Source organism: Agrobacterium sp. 22-226-1, assembly GCF_053522345.1.
Window position 1 is genome coordinate 1 of sequence record NZ_JBNWCP010000052.1, and the last position, 1,573, is coordinate 1,573.

The window sequence follows — 1,573 nt, forward strand, 5'->3', positions numbered from 1 at the left end:
CTAACCACGGTAGGGTCAGCGACTGGGGTGAAGTCGTAACAAGGTAGCCGTAGGGGAACCTGCGGCTGGATCACCTCCTTTCTAAGGAAGCTGTGGAACTGGTAAGACGCCTGTCTAGAACAGGATGAACCTTCCCGTGCTTTTTAGAACATAGATGGCACCAGTCAGGCGACCATCGAAACGTAATACGCCACGGAAGTGCTTAGCACTCGGATGGTATGGCGAGGTTCGCCGTCCACGTTTCTCTTTCTTCAAGAAGACAAAAGCCGCATCGACCGGTACCGGAATGGGCCCGTAGCTCAGTTGGTTAGAGCACACGCTTGATAAGCGTGGGGTCGGAAGTTCAAGTCTTCCCGGGCCCACCATTTGCATTTGCGAATGATGGACTGGGTTGAGACTGTTGGTTGATGCGAATTGTTGCCGCGCCTGGTTGATGAGACCTGGGTGATCGAGCTGGATGGGGCTGTAGCTCAGCTGGGAGAGCACCTGCTTTGCAAGCAGGGGGTCAGCGGTTCGATCCCGCTCAGCTCCACCATTTATTTGCGCTCACGGGTGAGCGGTCCTTCGGACCTACCCTCCGCGAGGGCGCCGAACGATCGGCGACGCGCTACCGCGCTGTACTGGAGAATTGATCCGGCGGCTGCGAATTGTCTTCTGAAGAAATAAAAGTTTGCATCGTCCTGCTAAGGATTGATGCCTGTTCTGAATACATTGTGAAGAGAAGATATGTCTGGAAGCTTCCAGGTGTTTTGAGCCCTTGTGGTTTGAAACGTCCGAGCCCAGTCCCAGAGAAACCATGAGATGGCTTAGTCGGCCGGAATTGGCGGAGGGATTGGAGGTAGGTAGGAAAGCTTGTCCGAGGCATTTTTGTTGTTTGAAGGTTTAGGCCTTCATCTGATGGAAATGCTGGATTGGTGTTGCCTGACCGCGCATCACCGGATGATATCTCGAGAAGCTGGTCTTAATGGTATGGCTTCGAGGTGCACCGGCGTGCCCTCAATGAAGACCATACCGACACGTCGATGTCATCGTGACCTGATCTGGTTGTAAAAGGTAACCTGATTTGTCGTTCATCCCTTCGGGATGACGACTTGATGATGAGCATAGACAATGAGAACGAAGAAGTGAATTAAGGGCATTTGGTGGATGCCTTGGCATGCACAGGCGAAGAAGGACGTGATACGCTGCGAAAAGCCGTGGGGAGCTGCGAATAAGCTTTGATCCATGGATCTCCGAATGGGGCAACCCACCTCAGATATCTAGAAAATCTGTTTTGCTAAACACCTTGATTGTTTTGAACGGTCTGATGGGGCTTCCCATACAGACCGTTAGGTCGTCGCCGATCGTTCGGCGCGCCGTCCGCAGGCCTTCGGCCGTGAGGACAGAACAAAACCCGGTATGTCCGGGTTCGGGGGTTCAGCGAAAGAGGTTTCTAGATATCGCAATGAGGTATCTGCACCTGAATACATAGGGTGTAAGAAGCGAACGCAGGGAACTGAAACATCTAAGTACCTGCAGGAAAGGACATCAACCGAGACTCCGCAAGTAGTGGCGAGCGAACGCGGACCAGGCC

Annotated in this window: 2 tRNA genes and 2 rRNA genes; all 4 read left to right on the top strand. The window is 53.1% G+C overall.

Annotated elements, in window-relative coordinates:
- A 16S ribosomal RNA gene (locus ACQZ5K_RS27000) occupies positions 1-81 on the top strand; the annotation flags it as partial.
- Between the two features lie 207 nt (positions 82-288).
- Positions 289-365, top strand: a tRNA-Ile gene (locus ACQZ5K_RS27005).
- A 94-nt stretch (positions 366-459) separates the two neighbouring features.
- A tRNA-Ala gene (locus tag ACQZ5K_RS27010) sits at positions 460-535 on the top strand.
- A 584-nt stretch (positions 536-1,119) separates the two neighbouring features.
- A 23S ribosomal RNA gene (locus tag ACQZ5K_RS27015) occupies positions 1,120-1,573 on the top strand; the annotation flags it as partial.